Below are 18061 nucleotides of genomic sequence, written 5' to 3'. Positions count from 1 at the left end.
TGGTATTATTCCCTTCCGCCACGGTGTGGATCGGCGCCGTCCGTTCCGGATCGTCAGAGGACGCGGGTGCCGGCCCAGGCGCCGGTGCGGGCGAGGTCCTGCAGCACGTCCCGCATGAGCGCGTCGATCGCCCTGACCGCGTTCGTCATCGGCCGTTCGGTGGAATGGGCGAGATGGATCGAGCGCTTGAGCGGCGGGTCGGCGATCGGCCAGCTCGACAGTTCGCCCGCGCCCGCGGCCTGCGCGATGGCGTTGAGCGGCAGGATCGAATAGCCGAGGCCGGCCGCGACGAGCTCCTTGATGTTCGAATAGGAATCGACGTCGATCACCGGGTCGAGCGTCGCCCCGCAGGCCGCGGCCTCCCGTTCCAGCAGCTCGCGCAGCCCGTGCGCGCCGCCCGGCAGGATCAGCGGCATCCGTGCGACGGCGCGGAACGGCAGCGTCGTTCCCGGCAGGGGAAGCGCGATTCCCGGCGATGCCGCGGGCGGGCCGAAGAAGACGAGCTCCTCCTCCAGCAGGCGGACCGTGGCGATGCCGCCGTCGCCGACCTCGCGGTAGAGGACCGCGAGGTCGATGCGCGCGGCCCGCATCCATTCCAGCACGAAGCCGCTCATCGCCTCCGCGATGCGCAGCTTGATCCTCGGATAGCGCGCCCGTGCGGCGAGGATCAGCGGGACGGCGAGGATCTGGCCGATCGTGCCCGGCAGGCCGATGCGGACCTCGCCGGCGGGATCGCTGTCATGGCCGCGGATTTCCTCCTCGGCGATCGCGATCTGGCTGAGGATGGCGCGGGCGTTGCGCAGCAGGATCTCCCCCGCCTCCGTCGGCACCACGCCCTTCGGATTGCGGAACAGCAGCGGCGTCCCGAGCGCCGCCTCCATGTTGCGCACATGCAGCGAGAGGGCCGGCTGGGCGATGTGAAGCTGCGCCGCCGCGCGGGAGAACGACCCCAGCTCCGCGATGGCCACGAAATAGCGCAGTTGGCGGATGTCCATCCTGTTTCCGGTATGCTCCCGTCGGTCGGTAGAGCGGCATGGTATAGCCTGCCGCCGACGGGGGCAATTCACGCGGAGCCGGGCGTGCCGAATTCCGCGAGGATCGCCTGCGTGTGCTGGCCGAGCGCCGGAACGGGACCGAACGTGCCGGCGGCACCGTCGGCGAGCGCGCCGGGCGCCAGCATCCTGACGGGGCCGCTCGGCGTGGCGACCTCGACATAGCGGTTCTGCGGATGGCTCGCGAGGTCCTCCATGGTCGAGACGCGGCCATAGGCGACCCTGGCGGCTTCGAGGCGCCGGACGATCTCGTCGCGGGTCAGGGTTTCGAAGACTGCATGGATGATGGCGTCGAGCGCCGCGCGGTTGGCGACGCGCTTCGTGTTGCCGTCGAAACGCGGGTCGGCCGCCACCTCGGGCCGGCCGAGCACGGCCGCGCAGAACTGCGCCCATTCGCGCTCGTTCTGGACGGAGAACAGCACCTGGCGGCCGTCGCTGCCCGCATAGGCGCCGTAGGGCGCGATGGTCGGATGGGCGAGGCCGTTGCGCTCCAGCACCTTGCCGCCATAGACGAACTGCAGGTAGGGCACGTTCATCCAGTCGGTGAGCGAATGGAACAGCGAGACGGAGACGTGCCGGCCCTTGCCGGTCCTGCCGCGGGCGATCAGCGCCTCGAGCACGGCCTGGTAGGCGGTCATGCCGGCGGCGATGTCGCAGACCGAGACGCCGACGCGCGCCATGCCCTCCGGTGTGCCGGTGATGGAGGAGAGGCCGCTCTCCGCCTGCACCAGCAGGTCGTAGGCCTTGAGGTCGCGGAAGGGGCCTTCGTCGCCGTAGCCGGAGATCGAGACGGTGATGAGCCGGGGGTGCCTTTCACGCAGCGTCGCCGGCGCGTAGCCGAGCCGGTCGACGGCGCCGGGCGCGAGGTTCTGGATGAAGACGTCGGCCTTGGCGATCATGCTGCTCAGCACCCGCCGCGCCTCCTCCTCGCGCAGATCGAGACAGACCGATTCCTTGCCGCGGTTCAGCCAGACGAAATAGGCGCTCTCGCCGTGCACGAGGTGGTCGTAGTTGCGCGCGAAGTCCCCCTCCGGCCGTTCGACCTTGATGACGCGCGCGCCGGCCTCGGCAAGCCGCGAGGAGAGATAGGGGGCCGCGACGGCCTGCTCGATGGAGACGACGAGGAGACCTTCGAGATCGGATGTCATGGCTTGGCCTGTGCGCTTCGTTCGGAAGAGCGCAGGATCGGCGAAACCGGCGATCACTTCAAATAACAGCTTCCTGGGGCGGCTATATGCGAATGTTATGGCCGCTTTTCCGGATGCCATACCGCCACGTTATGGGCTCCGTAGGAAAAATATATTTCCCATATGGATGCCGGGCGCGCATCCTCGGCGCCATGAGCCATCGCCTCGACACCGTCTGCCTGCCCCTCTTCGTCCCGGCCGACCGGCCGGAGCGGTTCGCGAAGGCGTTCGCGGCAGGCGCCGATGCGGTGCTGGTCGATCTGGAGGACGCCGTCGCGCCGTCGGACAAGGTTTTCGCCCGCACGGGGCTGAAGGAGGCTCTCTCCGGGATGCAAGGCCCGGTGCCGGTGATGGTGCGCATCAACGGTGTCGGCACGCCATGGCACGAGGACGGCCTCGCGGCGGTCGCTGGCCTCGGCGTCGATGCAGTGATGCTCTCCAAGGCCGAAAGCGCGCATGACGTGACAGCCGTCGCGGAGCGTACCGGCCTGCCGGTCTTCGCGCTGGTCGAGAGCGCGCAGGGGCTTCGCGACGTCTTCGAGATCGCCGGGGCGGCACGGCGGATCGCCTTCGGCTCCATCGATTTCGCCGCCGACCTCGCGATGGGCCACACGCGCGACGCGCTGCTCTACGCGCGCAGCCTCATCGTGCACGCCTCGCGCGTCGCCGGCATCCCGGCACCGATCGACGGCGTGACCCGCGCGATTTCGGACGAGGCGGCGATCGTGGCGGATTGCGTCCATGCCGCGGAGCTCGGCTTTTCCGGCAAGCTGCTGATCCACCCGGCCCAGATCGACCCCGCCCGCAGGGGTTTCCGGCCGGCCGACGCCGAGATCGGCTGGGCGCGGCGGGTGCTGGCGGCTGCGGATGGCGGCGCGGCCGTGGCGGTCGACGGCGCGATGGTCGATGCGCCGGTCCTTCTGCGCGCACGCCAGATCCTTTGCAAGGCCGGTCTCGACGAGGGAAGGTCCTGACATGTCCGTGACGCAGACCCTCGCCGCCTTCGCCGCCGCCACGCCCGCGGCCGCGATCCCCGAAGCGGTGCAAGCCCGTGCGCTGGCGCTTGCGACCGACCTGATCGGCTCCGCCATCCGCGCGGCGAACGAGGCGGAATCCTCGCCCGCGATCCTTGCCATGCTGGCCCGGCTCGGGCTGGACGGGCCCGGGCCGTGCACCGTCTTCGGGCTGAACCGCCGCTATGCGCCGGCGGCGGCCGCGCTGCTCAACGGCGCCTTCGGCCACTCGCTCGATTTCGACGACACGCATGCGGCAAGCTCGCTGCATCCGAGCGCCCCGGTCGTTCCCGCGGCCTTCGCCGCGGCGGAGATGACGGGCGCCGCGGGCGGGGACCTGCTTGCGGCCGTCGTCGTCGGCTACGAGGTCTGTTGCCGGCTCGGGCTCGCGCTCGACCCGACGGCGCATTACGCGCGCGGCTTCCACCCGACGGCGACGGCCGGCGTCTTCGGCGCCGCGGCGGCGGCGGGGCGCCTGCTGGGACTTGATGCCGCGGGGATTGTTAATGCCTTCGGCATCGCCGCCAGCCAGGCGTCCGGATCGCTGCAGTTCCTCGCCAACGGCGCCTGGAACAAGCGCTACCAGGTGGGCGAGGCCGCCATGAAGGGGCTGATGGCCGCAACGCTCGCGTCGGAAGGCTTTTTGGGCGCTGCGGACGCCATCGACGGGAAGCACGGCTTTCTCGCCGGCTACAGCGACGGCGCCGATCCCGCCCGCGCGGCGGAGGGTCTCGGCACGGCGTGGGAGACCATGGCGATCGGCGTGAAACCCTATCCCGCCTGCCGCTATACCCATGCCGCCGTCGACGGCCTCCTGGCGCTCCGGCGCGAGCACGGCTGGACGGCGGGCGAGATCGAGCGGATCGTCGTCGGCCTGCATCGGAACGGCGTCATCCTCGTCGGCGACCCGGTCGATGAGAAGCGCCGCCCGCGCGGCATCGTGGCGGGGCAGTTCTCGATGCCCTTCGCCGCCGCCGTCGCGCTCCTCCGCGGCCGGTTCGGCTGGGACGACTACGACCTGCTCGGTACCGCGGAGGCGGACGCGCTCGCCGACCGCGTCGCGGTGGTCGAGGACGAAAGCCTTGCCGGTGCCGCGCATCCCTTCGGCGCGACGCTCGCCGTGACCGCGCGCGGAAAGACGCACCGGCTGCGCGTGGCCGATCCCTCCGGAGAGCCGGACACCTTCCCGCCGGACGAGGCGCAGGCCGCGAAATTCCGCGCCCTTGCCGGCCCCGTGCTGAATGCGGGAACCGACGCCCTGCTGGCAAGGCTCGCCGGGTTGCGGGCGGCAGCGGACGTGCGCGACCTTTTCAACAGGAGAGACGAGCCGTGAGCACCGGTGCAAGCCAGACCGAATCCTATCCCGAAATCCGCGAGGGCATCCGCGCGCTCTGCCAGAGCTTTCCGCCGGAATACCATCGCGGCGTCGACGCGGCGCACGCCTATCCGGAGGCCTTCGTCGATGCGCTGACGCGGGAAGGCTGGATGGCCGCCCTGATCCCCGAGCAATATGGCGGGACGGGGCTGGGACTCACGGAAGCCTCGGTGATCATGGAGGAGATCAACCGCGCGGGCGGCAATTCCGGCGCCTGCCACGGCCAAATGTACAACATGAACACGCTGATCCGTCACGGCTCGGAGGCGCAGCGCGCCCGATACCTGCCGAAGATCGCCGCGGGCGAGCTCAGGCTCCAGTCGATGGGCGTGACCGAGCCGACGACCGGCACCGACACGACGAAGATCAAGACGACCGCCGTCAAGAAGGGCGACCGCTACGTCGTCAACGGCCAGAAGGTCTGGATCTCGCGCGTGCAGCACTCGGACCTGATGATCCTGCTCGCGCGCACGACGCCGCTCGGCGAGGTCAGGAAGAAGTCGGAGGGCCTTTCCATCTTCCTGGTCGACATCCGGGAGGCGGTGAAGGCGGGGATGGAGGTCCGGCCCATCCCCAACATGGTCAACCACGAGACCAGCGAGCTCTTCTTCGACGACCTGGAGATCCCGGCGGACAACCTGATCGGCGAGGAGGGGCAGGGCTTCAAGTACATCCTGACGGGCCTCAACGCCGAGCGGACGCTGATCGCCGCCGAATGCATCGGCGACGGCTACTGGTTCACCGACAAGGTCGTCGAATACACCAAGAACCGGGTGGTGTTCGGCCGCCCGATCGGCCAGAACCAGGGCGTGCAGTTCCCGATCGCCGAGGCGCATATCGAGGTGGAGGCCGCGAACCTGATGCGCTACGAGGCCTGCCGCCTCTATGATGCCGGGCTGCCCTGCGGGGCTGAGGCCAACATGGCGAAATATCTCGCCGCCAAGGCCTCCTGGGAGGCGGCGAACGCCTGCATCCAGTTCCATGGCGGTTTCGGTTTCGCCTGCGAATACGACATCGAGCGGAAATTCCGCGAGACGCGCCTCTATCAAGTCGCGCCGATCTCCACCAATCTGATCCTGAGCTATGTCGCCGAGCATATCCTCGGCATGCCGCGTTCCTATTGAGAAAGGCCCATGTCCGCATCCCTCGACATCGATCACCTGAGAACATGGATCGGCGCCGAGCGCCGGTCGACCGACGTCATCACGCCGCGGCTCGCCAACGGGCTGGCGGCGGTGCTCGACCGTCCCTGCGACCTCGCCGCGGGGAACCCCGCGCCGCCCGGCATCCACTGGTGCCTCGCTCCGGAGATCGCACCGATGTCGGCGCTCGGCAGCGACGGCCATCCGGCGCGCGGCGTCTTCATGCCGCCGGTGCCGCTGCCGCGGCGCATGTGGGCCGGCGGAGAGCTGCGCTTCTCGGGCGCGTTCCGCGTCGGAGACGAGGTACGCCGCGTCTCGCGCATCGCCGACGTCGCCGAGAAGGCCGGCCGGACGGGAACGCTCTGCTTCGTGACGATCAGCCACGATTATTCGACGGCGGCCGGCCTGGTGCTGAGCGAGCGGCAGGATCTCGTCTACCGGGCGATCGAAGCGCCGCCGGCCGGCGAGCCGCGTAAGGCCGACCTGCCGCAACCGGACAGGCGTGCCGAGATCGAGGGCACGGCGACGCTGCTCATGCGCTATTCCGCCGTGACCTTCAACGGCCACCGCATCCACTACGACCGGGACTATTGCCGCAACGAGGAGCTCTATCCCGGCCTCGTCGTGCACGGTCCGCTGCAGGCGACCTTCCTGCTGCAGATGGCCGTCGACATGGACGGGGGACGCCTGCCGTCGCAGTTCGGCTTCCGCGCGACGGCGCCGCTCTTCGACGGCACCGTCTTCTCGCTGAACGGCAGGCGGGAAGACGACGTCACGCGCCTCTGGGTCGTGAACGACCAGGGCGTCGTGACGATGGAGGCGCGGAGCGCGTAGCCCGGGGCGGCCCGCGGCCTACGACGCCGATGCCAGCTTGACGTTGCCGCCGTGGCCGCCGCCGCCGAAGACCTGATGGTCGCCGAAGGAGGAGCGCAGCTGGTTGCGCGGGCCGGGCAGGCCGAGTTCCGGGAACAGCAGTTCCGCGACACGATAGGCTTCCTCCACATGCGGGTAGCCGGAGGCGATGACGGTGTCGATGCCGAGTTCCTGGTATTCGCGCAGCCGCGCCGCGACCGTCTTCGGGGAGCCGACCAGCGCCGTGCCCGCGCCGGAGCGCACCAGCCCGATGCCGGCCCACAGGTTCGGCGATACTTCGAGCCGGTCGCGTCGCCCGTTGTGGAGCGCGACCATGCGGGCCTGGCCGACGGAATCGGAGTTCTTCGTCAGCGTCTCCTGCGCGGCGGCGATGGCCTCGTCCGAGAGCCTGGAGATCAGCCGGTCGGCCGCGTCCCACGCCTCCTCGTCGGTCTCGCGCACGATGAAATGCAGACGGATGCCGAAGGTCACCTCGCGGCCCCTGGCTGCGGCGGCCCTGCGGGCATGGGCGATCTTCTCGGCCACCTGCGCCGGCGGCTCGCCCCAGGTCAGGTACTTGTCGACGAGGCCGCCCGAGAACTCGATCGCCGCATCCGACGAGCCGCCAAAATAGATCGGCGGGCGGGGTTGCTGCACCGGCGGCAGGCCGAGCCGGGCATCGATCGCCTTGATGTACCTGCCGTCGAGGTTGGACCGGCCGGTCTCGATCAGCTCGTTGAAGACCTGGAAGAATTCGGCGGCGTGGTCGTAGCGCTCGTCATGCGGCAGGAAGATGCCGTCGCCGGCAAGCTCCTGCGCGCTGCCGCCGACGACGATGTTGAGCAGCAGCCGGCCGTTCGACACGCGGTCGAGCGTGGAAGCGAGGCGGGCGTAATAGGCGGGCGTCGCCGTCCCCGGGCGGATCGCCACCAGGAATTTCAGCTTCTCCGTATAGGCGGCGAGGTTGGCGGCCAGCACGAAGGATTCCTCGCAGGCCACGCCGACCGGGATGAGCACGCCCGAATAGCCGAGCCGGTCCACGGCGGTCGCGATCTCGCGGAAATAGCCGGGGTCGGCCGGACGGCTGAGCTCGTCGGAGCCGAGATAGGCGCCGTCGCCGGAGGTCGGGATGAACCAGAGGAAATCAAGGGGCTGGTCGGCTTTCGTCATCTGGATGTCTTTCTGCCGGTGCGGCTGGGGGCGGTCGAAAACGGTGCCGCCTGCGGTGGCCGCCGGCGGGATGCGGCATCATAATAAATTCTATAGGTTCAGTAAGGAATTCTATTCTCTTGTTGGCCGGGGTGTTGGGATTATTGATCGCGAGGCCTTGCGAAGAGGATCGGAGAAGACGGAATTCCGCGTATCCTGAAGGGGAGGCGCCGCGATGGCTCTCGCCCGTTCGCCGGTCCCGCCCGGGTGAGGATAGCCGTCCGCAAGGCCGGCTTCCGAAAGAAAGAATATTCTCCGCCTGCCCGGCGATATAATCTATAAAATCTATCAACAAAATGCGATTTTGATAATCTGGCCTCCTCAACTTCCCGAGGGGACCTTCGATGAACCAGGACACCAACGCATCCAGAGGCATCTCGCGCCGCGGCCTGATCAGGGCGGCGGGCGTGACGGCGGCGGCCGCCGCCGCCGGCGTGATCGGCGCCCGTTCGACGCGCTATGCCATCGCCGGCAATCTCATCCCGATCAAGCTGGAGTGGACCGAGGTGGCGGCCTGCCACTCGCCCGTGGGCTTCGGTCTCGCCAAAGGCATCTATGCCAAGCACGGTCTCGATGTTGAACTCTTCTACCAGGGCTCGAGCGGCCAGACGCTGATCCAGGCGCTCGCCACCCGCAAGGCGGAAGCCGGGCCGGGCCTGCTCTACGACTGGCTGAAGCCGATCGAACAGGGTTTCGACGTGCGCCTTTTCGCCGGTTCGCACGGCGGCTGCCAGAGCGTGCTGGTCAAGCCGGATTCCGACATCAGGACGCTGACCGACCTCAAGGGCAAGACGATCGGCACCTTCGACGTCATGTCGCCCTCGCGCGTCGCCTTCTCGGTCGCGCTCGCCAAGGCCGGCCTCGATCCGGAGGCCGACGTCACCTGGAAGGTCTTCCCGTTCGATCTGGTGGCCGAAGGCGTGCTGAAGGGCGAGGCGGATGCCGTCGCCCACATGGACCCCTGGGCCTATTCCTACGAGAAGCAGCACGGCTTCCGGCGCGTGGCGGACACGCAGACCGGCACGTTCAAGGACCGCGTCTGCTGCGTGCTCGGCGTCAACGGCGACTATTACGAGGCCAACAAGGACGCCATCAAGCGCGTCGCCGCGGCGAACCTCGAGATCCACCAGTACACGGCCAAGCACCCGGACGAAGTGGCGAAGTGGTATTTCGACACGCTGAAGCCGGGCCTGCCGCTCGAGGACCTGACGGAGGTCCTCTCTTCCTTCACCTATCACGACCACTGGTTCGGCAAGGAGCTGCTGAAGGAGGTGCGGATCGGCTACGAGGACCTCAAGCTGACGGGGGTCGTCGACGCCTCCACCGATCCGGAAGAGATCGCCAACCGCATCACCATCGATATCTTCGCGTGATCCCGATGAGCGCCGCTGTCGAAGAAACATTCGGTGGGGCAGGGCGGCAGCCTTTCGCCCTCACCGCCGCCGGGATCTGGCGAAACGGGCTGCTGGCGGCCGGAACCTGGTTTCTCGCGGCGGCGCTGACCTACGGATTGCCCGACGTCATCGTCTGGGGGGCGACGGACGCGTTTGCGGCCGTGATGCTGGCGGGGGCGGGCGTCTTTCTTACGCTCTCCGTCACGGTCCACCGGCTCGGCGGCCTCGGGCGGACGCTGGTGCATTACGGGCCGTGGTTCGTCGTGCTCGGCCTCTGGCTCGCCGCCTGGGAAGTGCTGACGGCAAAGCTCGGCTGGCTGCCCAAGCCCTTCTTCTCGCCGCCGCAGGGTCTCCTCCACGTCTATGTGACCGACTGGGAGCGCCTGCTGATCTGCGTCGCCTATACCGGGCGGCTCTGGGGGCTCGGCTTCTTCTCTGGCATCCTCGTGGGCTTTGCCGCCGGCGTGGCGCTCGGCTGGTCGAAGCGCTTCGCCTACTGGGGCATGCCGCTCCTCAAGCTGATCGGTCCCGTGCCGGCGAGCGCCTGGATCCCCTGCACCTTCTTCATCTTCCCGACGACCTTTCACGCCTCGATCTTCCTCGTGGCGCTCGCCTCCGGCATCCCGGTCGCCATACTGACGGCCGCCGGCGTCGGCCAGGTGAACCGGTCCTTCTATGACGTCGCGCGCACGCTCGGCGCAGACAACCGCTTCCTCGTGCTCAAGGTGGCGATCCCGGCCTCGCTGCCGAACGTCTTCGTCGGGCTGTTCATGGGGCTCTACTATTCCTTCGCCGTGCTGGTCGTCGCCGAGATGCTCGGCGCCAAGTTCGGCCTCGGCTGGTACCTCCAGTTCAACACGGCCTATTCGGCCTATGCCAACGTCTATGCCGCCCTCATCGTCATGGCGCTGATCTGCGCCGGGCTCGTGCGCCTGCTCTTCCTCGTGCGCGACAGGCTGCTCGGCTGGCAGAAGGGGATCCTCTGATGTCGCTCGCCATCGCCGAATCCCCGGTATCGCGCAGCATCGCTCTCGACGTCGAGGCGGTTTCCCACCGCTACGAGCTGGACGGCAAGGAGCTCCAGGTCCTCGACGGCGTCAGCCTCTCCATCGCGCCGGGCGAGTTCGTGGCGCTGCTCGGGCCGTCCGGCTGCGGCAAGTCCACGCTGCTCAGGCTCGCCGCCGGGCTGGAGACGCCGACGGCGGGCAGCGTGCGCGAGGACGGCCGGCCGATCACGGCGCCGGACCCCGACCGCATCCTCGTCTTCCAGGACGCGACGCTGTTTCCGTGGCGCACCGTGCGCGCCAATGTGGCGACGGGCCTGGAGGCGCGCGGCCTCCTGCGCGCGCAGGCACATCGCATCGACGAGGTGCTGAGGCTCGTCAAGCTCGAAGGCTTCGCCGAGTTCTTCCCGCACCAGCTCTCGGGCGGCATGGCGCAGCGCGCCGCGCTCGCCCGGGCGCTCGTCAACGATCCGAAGCTCCTGCTGCTCGACGAGCCGTTCGGCAAGCTCGACTCGCTGACGCGGCTGAGGATGCAGAACGAGCTGCTGGATCTCTGGAAGAGCGCCGGCTTCACCGCGCTGCTCGTCACCCACGACGTCGAGGAGGCGCTGCTGCTCGCCGACCGGGTGATCGTGCTGTCGGATCGCCCGGCCTCGATCGTCGCGGAGGTGCGCGTCGACCAGCCGCATCCGCGCCGGCGCGACGATGCGACGCTCGTGGCGCTCCGCCGTTCGCTGCTGGAAAAGCTGGGGATTTCCCATGACGTCTAGCGGGCGCGCGTTCTATCCGGCCGTGGCTGCCGCGGGCGGCCTCCTCTCGCTGACCGCGCTCGGCTGGTGGTGGCTGATCTTCGGCAAGGTCGTCGCCAACGACTATCTCACGGTCCGCCAGGCCGTCACCTGCATCGCGGGCGCGACCGACCTTTGCGCGCTCGCCCAGGCGCTCTGCGCCGACGACCATCTCTACGGCATCCGGTGGTACGCGCCGGAGGCCTTCTGGGCGGCAGCCAGCATCCTCGTCGCAGGCGCCCTTCTGTCCGCCCGTCCCTCACGCGCCTGAGGGCGCATCATCAAAGGAGAAGCGTCATGACGATCCACCAGTCCCCCGAGATCGCCGAGCAGGACACTGTGCAGCCGCCGGCCGGAACCGCCCTCTTCAAGAGCCGGCATCCGGAAACGATCGCGCTGCACGGCGGCAGCTTCCGCTTCGATCCGGCAAGCGGCGCCGTGGCCGTGCCGATCTACCAGACGACCTCCTTCCAGCTTCCCGGCACGGACGGTGCCGACAAGCTGTTCGCGCTGGAGGCGGCGGGCCATCTCTATACCCGCGTCTCCAACCCGACGCAGGACGCCTTCGAGCAGCGGCTCGCCGAGCTGGAAGGCGGTGCGGCGGCGCTCGCGCTCTCCTCCGGCCAGGCGGCCTCCGCCTTCGCCATCCTCAACGTCGCGCGGGCCGGCGACAACATCGTCAGCGCCGCCGGTCTCTACGGCGGGACCTGGGCGCTCTTCGCCGCCACGCTGAAGAGCTTCGGCATCGAGACGCGCTTCGTCGACGCGGCCGATCCGGAGGCCTTCGACAAGGCGACCGACGGGCGCACCCGCGCCTATTATGCGGAATCGCTGCCGAACCCGAAGCTGGAGGTCTTCCCCATCGCCGAGGTCGCCGCCATCGGCCGGCGCCACGGCATCCCGCTGATCGTCGACAACACGGCCGCGCCGCTGATCATCCGGCCGCTGGAGCACGGCGCGGCCGTCGTCGTCTATTCCACCACGAAATACATCGGCGGCCACGGCACCTCGATCGGCGGCGCCATCGTCGACGGCGGCAATTTCCCGTGGGCGGAGCATATCGACCGCCAGCCGAACCTCAACGAGCCGGACCCGAGCTACCAGGGCAAGACCTGGATCGAGAAGGCCGACGCCATCGCCTTCCATCCCTATATCCTGCGCGCCCGCGCCGTGCTGCTGCGCGATCTCGGCGCGGCGATCAGCCCGCAGAACGCCTTCCAGTTCATTCAGGGCCTCGAGACCCTACCGCTGCGCCTGCGCCAGCACAACGAGAACGCGGTGAAGATCGCCGAATATCTCAAGGGCCATGCGAAAGTGGAGCGGGTGATCTTCCCGAAATTCCAGGAGGGCGAGGCGCGGGCCCGGGCGGAGCGATATTTCGAGCCCGGCCATTTCGGCGCGCTCGTCGGCTTCGAGCTGAAGGGCGGGCGCGAGGCGGGCCGCCGCTTCATCGACAGCCTCCAGCTCTTCTATCACCTCGCCAATATCGGCGACGCCCGGTCGCTGGCGATCCATCCCTCGACGACAACCCATTCGCAGCTCTCGCTGGAAGACCAGCTCGCAACCGGCGTGACGCCCGGCTACGTGCGGCTGTCGATCGGCCTGGAGCATCCGGACGACCTGATCGCCGACCTGGAACGCGCGATCGCACTGGCCTGAGCAGGAGCAGCCCATGACCATCCACACCAAGCCCATCCACCTGCCGACGATCGACTTCTCCCGCTTCCACGGCGGGCCGGCCGAGCGGGCCGCATTCGTCGAGGAACTGACGCGCGTCCTGCACGATCACGGCTTCTTCTATCTCACCGGGCACGGCGTGCCGCAGAGCCTCATCGACGAGGTGCTCGCCGCCTCCAAGCGCTTCTTCGCGCTTCCCGAGGCGGACAAGCTTTCGATCGAGATGGTCAAGTCGCCACATTTCCGCGGCTACAACCGGGCGGGCTACGAGCGCACCCGCGGCGAGCAGGACTGGCGCGAGCAGCTCGACATCAACACGGAGGGCGCGCCGGTCGAGGCCGGGCCCGATGCGCCCTGGAACCGGCTCTACGGCCCGAACCAGTGGCCGGAGGCGCTGCCGGAGCTGAAGCCGCTGCTGCTGCGCTACCAGGCGGAAGTGACCCGCGTCGGCATCGACGTGCTGAAGGCGATCGCGCTCGCCCTCGGCCAGCCGGAGAACGCCTTCGCCGAGATCTACGAGCCGTCGCCCTCGCAGCTCCTGAAGATCATCCGCTATCCCGGCCGCGAGGCCGCCGGCAGCGACCAGGGGGTCGGCGCGCACAAGGACGGCGGTTTCGTCACCGTGCTGCTCCAGGACACGACGCCGGGCCTGCGCATCCGCACGGAGGAAGGGGAATGGATCGAGGCGCCGCCGGTGCCCGGCACCTTCGTCATCAACAGCGGCGAGCTTCTCGAACTGGCGACGAACGGCTTCGTGCGCGCCGACGTGCACGACGTCGTCACGCCGCCCGCCGGCACGGAGCGCTTCTCGGTCGCCTTCTTCCTCGGCGCCCGCTACGACGCGACGATCCCGGTGATCCCGCTGCCGGACGCGCTGAAGCGCGGCGAGCGCGGCGTCACCGTCGATCCGCTGAACCCGATCTTCCGCGAGGTCGGCATCAACCATCTGAAGAGCCGGCTGCGCTCCCATCCGGACGTGGCGGCGCGCCACCATCCGGACCTGCTCCATCTCCTGGAGAAGCCGGCGAATGCCTGACCGCAGGACGGGACGACCATGACCGACGACATTGCTTCCGGCGCGTGCCGCCGCCACCCTTTCCAGGAAAGGTCCGTCGCATGACCAATCTTGCCCGACTTCCCCAGACCGTCCGGCGCATCGCCAGCGAGGAGGATGCACTTGCGGTCGCGCGTGAGCTCGCGGCCGAATTTGAAAGCGGCGCGAGCCGGCGCGACTACGAGCGGGCCCTTCCCTACGAGGAACTGGACCGGCTCTCGGCCTCCGGACTGCTCGCCATCACCGTCCCGGCCGAATTCGGCGGCATCGACGTGTCGAACGCCGTGCTGGCGGAGGTGACGGCGATCCTGTCGGAGGCGGACAGCTCGATCGGCCAGATACCGCAGAACCATTTCTACATCCTCGAGGCGCTCCGCCATGACGGCAGCGAGGAGCAGAAGCGTTTCTACTACGGCCGGGCGCTCGCAGGCGACCGCTTCGGCAATGCCCTGTCGGAGGTCGGCACGAAGACCGTCGGCCACTACAACACGCGCATCGTCCCGGACGGCACGGGCTTCCGCATCAACGGCCGCAAGTTCTATTCGACCGGCGTGCTCTTCGCCCACTGGGTGGCGATCTTCGCGCTCGACGGCGAGGACCGGCTGACCATGTCCTTCGTGCCGCGCGGCGCGGAGGGCATCGAGATCGTCGACGACTGGGACGGCTTCGGCCAGCGCACGACCGGCAGCGGTACGACGATCCTGCGCGACGTCTACGTGCCCGCCGACGCGGTGGTGCAGCATCAGAAGGGCTTCGAGCGCCCGGGCACGATCGGCTCGGTCGGGCAGATCATTCATGCGGGCATCGACCTCGGCATCGCCCGCGCCGCGTTCAAGGAGACGATCGGCTACGTCCGCGACAAGGCGCGGCCGTGGACGGACAGCGGCGTCGAGCGGGCCGCCGACGATCCGCTGACCATCGCCCGGATCGGCGATCTCGCGATCCGCCTCGCGGCCGCCGAGGCGACGCTGGAGCGGGCGGGCCGCAAGGTGGACCAGGCGCAGGTCAATCTCACGCAGGAGAACGCCGTGCAGGCGACGCTCGCGGTCGCCGCCGCCAAGGTGCTGACGAGCGAGCTGGCGATAGAGGCCACCAACGTGCTTTTCGAGCTTGCCGGCACATCCTCGACGAAGCGCGGCCTCAACCTGGAGCGCCACTGGCGCAATGCGCGCACCCACACGCTGCACGACCCCGTGCGCTGGAAATATCACGTCGTCGGCAACTATCACCTGAACGGCGTCGTGCCGCCGAGGAACGGCGCGCTCTGATCCGCAATCCCTCGTGGCGAGGGGTGGTCGACTCGGCCGCAACCGGAAGGTTGCGGCCGCTTTTTTTGGTCGCGAAAAGGCGGCCGATGCGGGCCGCCTTTCGGTTTGCGCCTCAGCTGTAGAGGCTCGGTTCCGGGATGCGCCCGTTCAGGGAGAAGTCGCCCACTTCGCGGGCCTTGTAGAAGACCGGGTCGTGCAGCGTGTGGGTGCGCACGTTGCGCCAGTAGCGGTCGAAGCGGTAGCGGGAGGCCGTGGAACGGGCGCCCGTCAGCTCGAAGATGCGCGCCGTGACGTCGAGCGCCACGTGGGTGGCGTTGACCTTGGCCGCATAGGCCTCGATCGCCGCTTCGCCCCGTTCGCGCTCGGTCACGGCGCGGCCGCGGGCGAGTGCCGCCTGCACGGCGGCCGCGGCGATGTCCGCCAGCGCGGCGGAGGCCTTGAGCGCGGCCTGGAATTCGCCGATCCGCTCGAGGATGTAGGGGTCTTCGCTCGCCGACCCCACGCCGGAGGTGATCCAGGGCCGCGTCGTCGTGCGCACGTAGTCGAGGGCGGCGGCAAGCGCGCCCTCCGCGGTGCCGATGTAGAAGTTGACGAAGACGAGCTGGATCAGCGGCGTGTTGAAGGTCGCCTGCACGGCGGGTGCCGCATCCCTGGCGACGAGCGGCAGGAGGAAGTCGCTCTCGTAGACCGGGAAATCGCGGAACTCGACGCTGCCGCTGTCCGAAAGCCGCTGGCCGATATTGTCCCAGTCGTCGTTGGCGACGTAGCCGGGCCGGTCGGTGGGCAGCACGAGGTTGGCGACCTGGTCGCCGAAGGCCGCGTTGGCGTTGATGCGGTCGGACACGTGGGCGCCGGTGGAAAACGTCTTGCGGCCGTTGAGGAGATAGCGCTCGCCGTCCTTCGTCAGCGTCAGGCCGGGGTCGCGGGGGTTGACGGACGCGCCCCAGTAGAGCTTCCGGGCGACGGTATCCACGCCGAGGTCCCAGGCCTTGTCCGGATCGTCCGCCGCCCAGTAGACATACTGGCTGTTGACGTAGTGATAGCCGAGGAGCTGGCCGATCGAGCTTTCGCCGCGCGCGAGGATGCGCACGAGGCGCAGGCCGTCGACCCAGTCGAGCCCGCCGCCGCCGATCTCCCGCGGATGCAGCGCCGCAAGCAGGCCTTCCGCCTTCAGCCGCTCGATTTCCGCGCTCGGCGGCCTGCCCTCCGCGTCCAGTTCCGCGCCGCGGCGGGCGAGGTCGGCGGATATCTCCTCGGCCCTGGCGAACAGCAGCGCGCGGTCGTCCGGATGGTCGGTCTCCTTGAGGCGGTGTAGGGCGTTCATGGCTGGGTCTCCCGCGTTTCGGCCGAACCCGCAACCTGCCGCGGACCGGCTGCCTGATGATGTGGCGCCATAGTCCCAAGCCCTCGGCCCGCGCGCCAGCAAAGCCGTTCCGGAAATTAGTATATATAAAAGATAGAATTTCTGTATTTAGGATGCGAAGGCGCTATCCTTCGTCACCGTACGATGCCGCTCGGCATCCAAGACGCTGGAGACCGCCATGGCGCGCCACATTCGCTTCAATGCCTTCGACATGAACTGCGTCGGCCACCAGTCGCCGGGACTGTGGGCCCATCCGCGCGACAAGTCTTGGAAATACAAGGATCTGGACTATTGGCAGGATCTCGCCCGCACGCTGGAGCGCGGCGTCTTCGACGGCATCTTCATCGCCGACGTCATCGGCTACTACGACGTCTACAAGGGCTCGAACTACCATGCCATCCACCAGGCGGCGCAGATCCCGGTGAACGACCCGCTGCAGCTCGCGGCACCGATCGCGCTTGCGACCGAGCACCTCGGCATCGGCATCACCGCCTCGACCTCCTTCGAGCATCCCTATACCTTCGCCCGCCGGCTGGCGACGGCCGATCATCACACGAAGGGCCGCGTCGGCTGGAACATCGTCACGTCCTATCTGGAGAGCGGGGCGAAGAACGTCGGGCAGGGCGGCCTTCGCCGCCACGACAACCGCTACGAGGTCGCGGCCGAATATGTCGAGGTGCTCTACAAGCTGCTGGAAGGATCCTGGGAGGAGGGGGCGGTGGTGCGCGACGGCGAGAGGCGCATCTTCACCCATCCGGAGAAAGTCCACGAGATCGGCCACAAGGGCAAGTATTTCGAGGTGCCGGGCTACGGGCTGACGGAGCCGTCGCCGCAGCGCACGCCGGTGCTCTACCAGGCGGGCGCGTCCGGTCCGGGCAAGGCCTTCGCGGCCGCCCACGCCGAATGCATCTTCGTCGCCGCGCCGACGAAATCCGTGCTGAAGGCCTATGTCGCCGACATCCGCCGGCGCATCGCCGAGGCCGGCCGCGATCCGGCAAAGGTCCATATCTACACGCTGATCACCATCATCACCGACGAGACGGAGGAGAAGGCGCAGCGGAAGCTCGAGGACTACAGGCGCTACGTCTCCTACGACGGCTCGCTCACCTTCATGTCCGGCTGGAGCGGCATCGACTTCGGGCAATATGCGCCGACGGACGTGGTCGAGAGGATCGAGACCAACGCCATCCATTCCTTCGTCGAGCACATCGCCGGCGGCGACAAGTCCTGGACGATCGACGAGCTCGCCCGGTTCGGCGGCATCGGCGGCATGGGGCCGGTCTTCGTCGGTGCGCCCGGCCGCATCGCCGACATCCTGCAGGAATGGGTGGAGGATACCGACGTCGACGGCTTCAACATCGCCTATGCGGTGACGCCGGACAGTTTCGAGGACGTCGTCGGCCATATCGTGCCGGAGCTGCAGAGGCGCGGCGCCTATCCCACCGCCTACCGGCCCGGCACGCTGCGCGAAAAACTCTTCGGCGAAGGCCCGTACCTGCCGAAGGACCACCCCGCCGACGGCTATCGCGACATCGAGGCCGTGAAGCGGCGCGAGGCCGAAGGCGCGGTGCCGCTCAAATCGGTGGGGGCGTAGGCGTCCGGAAACCGGATGCGGAGCGACCTGCGAATAAATTATACCATTTTTATATGTTTTTCGCACTTCGGTGCCTAGAATGAGCCAGA

General features: G+C 68.5%; 16 protein-coding genes. 12 read left to right on the top strand and 4 right to left on the bottom strand.

Translation table 11 applies throughout. The annotated features are described in order from the left end of the window. Positions 1-53: 53 nt before the first annotated feature. The gene (locus NNZ72_RS20825) at positions 54-995 is read right to left on the bottom strand and encodes a LysR family transcriptional regulator (protein ID WP_257317514.1); all 942 of its coding nucleotides are present in this window, start codon (positions 993-995) and stop codon (positions 54-56) included. A gap of 68 nt (positions 996-1063) precedes the next feature. After that, positions 1064-2200, bottom strand: coding sequence for a CaiB/BaiF CoA transferase family protein (locus NNZ72_RS20820; RefSeq protein WP_257317513.1), 1137 nt, complete (start codon positions 2198-2200; stop codon positions 1064-1066). 191 nt (positions 2201-2391) lie between these two features. On the opposite strand from NNZ72_RS20820, the gene NNZ72_RS20815 reads away from it, so the two are divergent. From NNZ72_RS20815 to NNZ72_RS20800, 4 genes are read left to right on the top strand one after another with little or no spacing between them, the layout of a single operon-like run. After that, positions 2392-3213, top strand: a complete 822-nt coding sequence (locus NNZ72_RS20815; protein WP_257317512.1) for an HpcH/HpaI aldolase/citrate lyase family protein — start codon at positions 2392-2394, stop codon at positions 3211-3213. 1 nt (position 3214) lies between these two features. Further along, positions 3215-4585, top strand: coding sequence for an MmgE/PrpD family protein (locus tag NNZ72_RS20810; protein ID WP_257317511.1), 1371 nt, complete (start codon positions 3215-3217; stop codon positions 4583-4585). Further along, entirely contained in the window at positions 4582-5751 is a 1170-nt protein-coding gene (locus NNZ72_RS20805; protein WP_257317510.1) for an acyl-CoA dehydrogenase family protein, read from the top strand. The genes NNZ72_RS20810 and NNZ72_RS20805 overlap by 4 nt, the downstream gene beginning before the upstream one ends. 9 nt (positions 5752-5760) lie before the next feature. Further along, positions 5761-6603 (top strand): HTD2 family dehydratase, encoded by an 843-nt coding sequence (locus tag NNZ72_RS20800; RefSeq protein WP_257317509.1) that lies wholly within the window; start codon positions 5761-5763, stop codon positions 6601-6603. 18 nt (positions 6604-6621) lie between these two features. Here NNZ72_RS20800 and ssuD read toward each other — a convergent pair whose 3' ends face one another. Further along, the gene (ssuD, locus tag NNZ72_RS20795) at positions 6622-7791 is read right to left on the bottom strand and encodes an FMNH2-dependent alkanesulfonate monooxygenase (RefSeq protein WP_257317508.1); all 1170 of its coding nucleotides are present in this window, start codon (positions 7789-7791) and stop codon (positions 6622-6624) included. A 383-nt stretch (positions 7792-8174) separates the two neighbouring features. Here ssuD and NNZ72_RS20790 point away from each other — a divergent pair, with 383 nt between their 5' ends. The 7 genes from NNZ72_RS20790 (at position 8175) to NNZ72_RS20760 (ending at position 15015) form a co-directional block, all read left to right on the top strand. Next, complete coding sequence (locus NNZ72_RS20790; RefSeq protein WP_257317507.1) at positions 8175-9203, top strand: ABC transporter substrate-binding protein; 1029 nt, start codon at positions 8175-8177, stop codon at positions 9201-9203. 5 nt (positions 9204-9208) lie between these two features. Further along, positions 9209-10210, top strand: a complete 1002-nt coding sequence (locus NNZ72_RS20785) for an ABC transporter permease (protein WP_257317505.1) — start codon at positions 9209-9211, stop codon at positions 10208-10210. Continuing rightward, positions 10210-10998 (top strand): ABC transporter ATP-binding protein, encoded by a 789-nt coding sequence (locus NNZ72_RS20780; RefSeq protein ID WP_257317504.1) that lies wholly within the window; start codon positions 10210-10212, stop codon positions 10996-10998. The genes NNZ72_RS20785 and NNZ72_RS20780 overlap by 1 nt, the downstream gene beginning before the upstream one ends. Then, complete coding sequence (locus tag NNZ72_RS20775; RefSeq protein ID WP_257317502.1) at positions 10988-11287, top strand: hypothetical protein; 300 nt, start codon at positions 10988-10990, stop codon at positions 11285-11287. Before NNZ72_RS20780 ends, NNZ72_RS20775 begins: the two co-directional genes overlap by 11 nt. Positions 11288-11313: 26 nt before the next feature. Continuing rightward, on the top strand, positions 11314-12675 hold the full coding sequence (locus tag NNZ72_RS20770) for an O-acetylhomoserine aminocarboxypropyltransferase/cysteine synthase family protein (protein ID WP_257317501.1): 1362 nt from the start codon (positions 11314-11316) through the stop codon (positions 12673-12675). 13 nt (positions 12676-12688) lie between these two features. Continuing rightward, entirely contained in the window at positions 12689-13729 is a 1041-nt protein-coding gene (locus NNZ72_RS20765; protein WP_257317499.1) for an isopenicillin N synthase family dioxygenase, read from the top strand. An 80-nt stretch (positions 13730-13809) separates the two neighbouring features. Next, the gene (locus NNZ72_RS20760) at positions 13810-15015 is read left to right on the top strand and encodes an SfnB family sulfur acquisition oxidoreductase (protein WP_257317497.1); all 1206 of its coding nucleotides are present in this window, start codon (positions 13810-13812) and stop codon (positions 15013-15015) included. Positions 15016-15127: 112 nt separating this feature from the next. On the opposite strand, the gene NNZ72_RS20755 is transcribed toward NNZ72_RS20760, so the two are convergent. Then, the gene (locus NNZ72_RS20755; RefSeq protein WP_257317496.1) at positions 15128-16339 is read right to left on the bottom strand and encodes an acyl-CoA dehydrogenase family protein; all 1212 of its coding nucleotides are present in this window, start codon (positions 16337-16339) and stop codon (positions 15128-15130) included. Between the two features lie 217 nt (positions 16340-16556). Between NNZ72_RS20755 and NNZ72_RS20750 the strand changes: the two genes are divergently transcribed. Beyond that, entirely contained in the window at positions 16557-17972 is a 1416-nt protein-coding gene (locus NNZ72_RS20750; protein ID WP_257317495.1) for an LLM class flavin-dependent oxidoreductase, read from the top strand. Positions 17973-18061 lie beyond the last annotated feature (89 nt).

It is taken from the genome of Shinella pollutisoli (assembly GCF_024609765.1).
Classification (GTDB): Bacteria; Pseudomonadota; Alphaproteobacteria; order Rhizobiales; family Rhizobiaceae; genus Shinella; species Shinella pollutisoli.
Note: the sequence above shows the minus strand (reverse complement) of the source record. Positions and strands in the feature narration are given on the sequence as shown.